A 4,013-nucleotide genomic window follows, 5' to 3' on the forward strand; every position below is an offset into this window, starting at 1 on the left:
GGGTCTACGACCATCCCGATCGCCTCGACCTCACCCGCGAGGGCCCGGCACCGATGCTGACCTTCGGCGGAGGTGTGCACTACTGCCTCGGCGCCCACCTCGCCAGGGTCGAACTCGCCGAAGCCCTGAAGGTCATCACCCGGCGGATGCCGAATACTCGGCGCACCGGCCCAGCCCCGTGGAAGCCGCCATCCGGAATGAGCGGCCCAACTTCACTGCCGATCGCATTCGACGGCCGCAAGCTGCGTTAGCCATCCCGTATCCAATCGGCCCAGCTGCGCGGTACGTTCTGCGTGTGATGCTTACCGGTGCTTTCCTGGCGGAAGCGGCCGCGACGGTCGATAACAAGCTGAACGTGCAGGGCGGCGTGCTGTCCAAATTCACGGTCGGGCCCGACCGGGTAGCCCGGTTTGTCCTCGTGGTGCTGACGCAGCACGACAGCGACGACTCGGAACGGCGGATTCAGGTGGAGATCAAGCCACCGACGGTTGACGCGGTGCAACACGCGACGTTCGAAGCGCCGGCAGCCGCCGTCGGGGAATTTCCGGGATTCGCCTTCTTTCCCATCGAAACGCGGCTGCCTATCGACGGCCGCTGGGTGATCGACGTTAGTTGTGGCGAATCGGCGGTCTCGTTGCCCCTTGTCGTGGACGAGTGGACGCCGTCACTCGGCATCTGAGCGGGCCCGTTTTCACTAGGGGCACAACGCCCTTGGCCCCCGTCGGGACTGCACGTCAAGGGCCACAAGGCACTCCTCGGCCTAGCGCGTGAACGCCGTTAGGTCACAACAAGATAACAATTCTCGAAGCGTCGATAAGCGCTCCGCGACTCGCTGGCCAAATACCGGGGACCTCACCCCGGAAAATTTATCGTCAGATCGTGCACCGTCGAACGGCCCTGAAGATTCCACTGCTGCTGGCGGCGGGCACGGCGTTGGCCCACGCGCCTCGCGCCTCCGCGGAACCGGCACCCCGCTCCTCCGGTGAGGTCATGCGGTGGTCGCCCGACCGTGCCAACCGCTGGTATCAAGCGCAAGGATGGCTCGTCGGCGCCAACTACATCCCGTCGAACGCCATCAATCAGCTCGAGATGTTTCAACCGGGCACCTACGACCTGCGCCGCATCAATACCGAGCTGGGCTGGGCCAGGGCCTACGGCTTCAACAGCGTGCGGGTTTTTCTGCATGATCAGCTCTGGGCCCAGGACGCCCGCGGCTTCCACAACCGCCTCGCGCAGTTCGTCAGCGTCGCCGCCAGCCATGGCATCAGGCCCCTGTTCGTCTTCTTCGACTCGTGCTGGGACCCGTTCCCCAAACTGGGTCCGCAGCGGGCGCCGCGGCCCGGCGTCCACAACTCGGGTTGGGTGCAGAGCCCCGGCGCGGAACGCCTTGGCGACCCCGCCTACATCCCGGTCCTGCACGACTACGTCACCAGCGTTTTGACCCAATTCCGCAGTGACAACCGGGTTTTGGGCTGGGACATGTGGAATGAGCCCGACAACCCCGCGCGCGTGTATCAGAAGGTGGAGCGCAAAGACAAGCTGGAGCGGGTCGCGGAGCTACTCCCCCAGGTGTTCCGTTGGGCCCGTTCGGTCGATCCCAGCCAACCGCTGACGAGTGGCGTCTGGCGCGGCGGCGATCAGGGAGAGCAAGGCGGCCGCAGTCCGATCAGTGACATGCAGCTGAACAACGCCGACGTGATCACCTTCCACTCCTACGCCGAACCCGCCGGCTTTGAGTCCCGGATCGCCGAGCTTGCGCCGCTGGGGCGGCCGATCATCTGTACCGAGTACATGGCCCGGCCCCAGGGCAGCACCATCGAGGCGATCCTGCCCATCGCGAAGCGGCGCAACGTCGGCGCCTTCAACTGGGGTTTGGTCGCCGGAAAGACCCAGACCTACTTCCCGTGGGACTCGTGGGACCACCCGTACGCGGCGCCCCCCAAGGTGTGGTTCCACGACCTTCTCCAACCCGACGGCCGGCCCTTCCGGGACAGCGAATTTCAGGCTGCCCGCGGCCTGACCGGCGGAGGCCCGGGCTAAGGAAAACCCGAATCACTTTGAGAACCGGTTATACGGCGCGACGACGGCCACGGGCGTGACGCGTGCGCGAAGGCATGTCCATTCGGGTTGACCGCTTAGTTCCGGATGACGGTTGGTGACGCGAGCCGCCTCCGCATGGCTTTTCTCCAAGCCGTGCTGACTCGGCGGTAGGTCCACGAGATCCCGGTCACAGTCTTGCTGGACCGGCGAGCGAACGCGGGGGGACCGGGTCAAATATCTCGATCTGGCCCCATCGTTAACGACTCCGTAACCACTTATAGGTGCAGGATTAACCTCGATGGTTTCGTCCCTGGGGTCGTCTGCGCCCACCGACGCCACCATTGCGATTGCGATCAGCTAGGAGGTTGTGCAGCAATGGATTTCGCGATATTACCACCAGAAATCAACTCCGGGCGGATGTATGCGGGTCCCGGGTCGGGCCCGATGATGGCCGCCGCGGCCGCCTGGGACGGGCTGGCCGCCGAGGTGGGCTCGGCGGCGGCCTCTTACGCGTCGGTGATCTCGGGGCTTGCCGCCGGGCCGTGGCTGGGCCCCGCATCGGTGTCGATGGCGGCCGCGGCCGCCCCCTATGTGGCGTGGATGGCCACCACGGCCGCGCAGGCGGAGCAGGCGGCGAGTCAGGCCAGAGTGGCGGCGGCCGCATATGAGGTCGCGTTCGCGGCGACGGTGCCGCCGCTGGCGATCGCGGCCAACCGTAGCCTGCTGATGGCCCTTGTCGCGACGAACATCTTTGGACAGAACACCCCGGCGATAGCAACCACGGAGGCCGAGTACGCCGAGATGTGGGGCCAAGATGCAGCAGCGATGTACGGCTACGCGAGCGTGTCGGCGTCGGCGACAACCCTGACGCCGTTCGCCTCACCACCGCAGAGCACCAACCCCGAGGCCCTGGGCGGCCAAGCCGCGCTCGCCGAGACCGGCGCTACTTCGGCCGCGACCAACGCACAGATGCTCCTGTCGCAGGTGACCTCGGCCGTGCCCGCCGCGCTGCAGGGGCTCGCCTCGCCGGTGCCCTCCACGCCGGCGGCCGCGTTGTCCCTGTCCGGACTCTTCGGAATCCTGCAGAGCCTGGGCCTGGCGTCTCCTTCGACATTATTCGAGCCCGCGAGTTTGGGTCTCGGGTCGTCCGAGCTGAGCACGGCCTCGGGGGCGTGGGCGTCCGCGTCCGACGGCGACGAGGCGATTCTGGCCGCGGGCCGTGACATTGTCGACGAACAGGATCTCCTTACCGGCCAAATTACGGGCCTGGAGGGTCGGATCATGGGCCGGTTCGATCAGTTGGGGGCGGTCGGGTCGGCGGGCTCAGTAGCTCTGGGCCGGGCGGCCTCGGTCGGTGCGTTATCGGTGCCGCCCGGCTGGACCGCGGCTGCCCCGGCGATCAGGCTGGCCGCGGTGGCATTGCCGGTCACCAGCCTGGGCGCCGCCCCGGAAGCCTTCACGGGTAGCCCGGGAAGCCTATTCGGTCAGATGGCCCTGGCCAGCATGGCCGGGCGGGCAATCGGCTGCGCTGTTGGCCCCGGCGTCCGGGAGCGGACCGGGGCGACTACTCGTGCCTACCCGGCGCCCTCGCCCAGGTCGCCGGGCGGCCCCATGACCGAAATCACCGCCGAGATACGCGAATTCGCCGAACTGGTAGCCAAACTGGGCGCACTTCGCGACTCGGGACTTCTCACCGACGAGGAATTCAACGAGCAGAAGCATCGCCTTCTCAGTCGCTAACCTCGTCTTTTCGCACGACCAGCCGACCTGGCGACCAAGACGGGTAGGCACCAGCACAGAGCGCCCCGTTAACTGCGATAACAGCTGAAGAACTTTGGCGGTGGCGGAGGGATTTGAACCCTCGGACGGTTTTAGCCGTCACACGCTTTCGAGGCGTGCTCCTTAGGCCGCTCGGACACGCCACCGCCAGGCAGCTTACCGAACCACTCCTCCGTCACCCCAATCGCTGGCGG

At 66.6% G+C, this 4,013-nt stretch carries 3 protein-coding genes, 1 tRNA gene and 1 pseudogene; 4 read left to right on the forward strand and 1 reads right to left on the reverse strand.

The genetic code is table 11. The features are described 5' to 3' along the window. The 4 genes and pseudogenes from VMD50_RS15760 to VMD50_RS15775 all read left to right on the forward strand — a co-directional run. Nucleotides 1-251: pseudogene (locus VMD50_RS15760) on the forward strand (cytochrome P450); the annotation flags it as partial. 47 nt (nt 252-298) lie between these two features. Next, the gene (locus tag VMD50_RS15765) at nt 299-679 is read left to right on the forward strand and encodes a hypothetical protein (RefSeq protein ID WP_325428676.1); all 381 of its coding nucleotides are present in this window, start codon (nt 299-301) and stop codon (nt 677-679) included. Nucleotides 680-879: 200 nt separating this feature from the next. Next, a complete protein-coding gene (locus tag VMD50_RS15770) occupies nt 880-2,040 on the forward strand; it encodes a glycoside hydrolase 5 family protein (RefSeq protein ID WP_325428674.1) in 1,161 nt (386 codons plus the stop codon). A gap of 375 nt (nt 2,041-2,415) precedes the next feature. Continuing rightward, nucleotides 2,416-3,780 carry a PPE family protein, SVP subgroup gene (locus tag VMD50_RS15775; RefSeq protein WP_325428675.1) on the forward strand — a complete coding sequence of 455 codons (1,365 nt, stop codon included), beginning with the start codon at nt 2,416-2,418 and terminating at the stop codon, nt 3,778-3,780. Between the two features lie 95 nt (nt 3,781-3,875). Here the strand turns inward: VMD50_RS15775 and VMD50_RS15780 are convergent. Next, nucleotides 3,876-3,965: transfer RNA gene (locus tag VMD50_RS15780), tRNA-Ser, on the reverse strand. Nucleotides 3,966-4,013 lie beyond the last annotated feature (48 nt).

This window comes from Mycobacterium sp., from assembly GCF_035506235.1.
In the GTDB taxonomy this organism is placed as follows: Bacteria; Actinomycetota; Actinomycetes; order Mycobacteriales; family Mycobacteriaceae; genus Mycobacterium.

Coding starts and splice junctions, on each gene's coding strand:
- VMD50_RS15765 (WP_325428676.1), top strand. CDS start 299: ATGCTTACCGGTGCTTTCCTGGCGGAAGCGGCCGCGACGGTCGATAAC.
- VMD50_RS15775 (WP_325428675.1), top strand. CDS start 2,416: ATGGATTTCGCGATATTACCACCAGAAATCAACTCCGGGCGGATGTAT.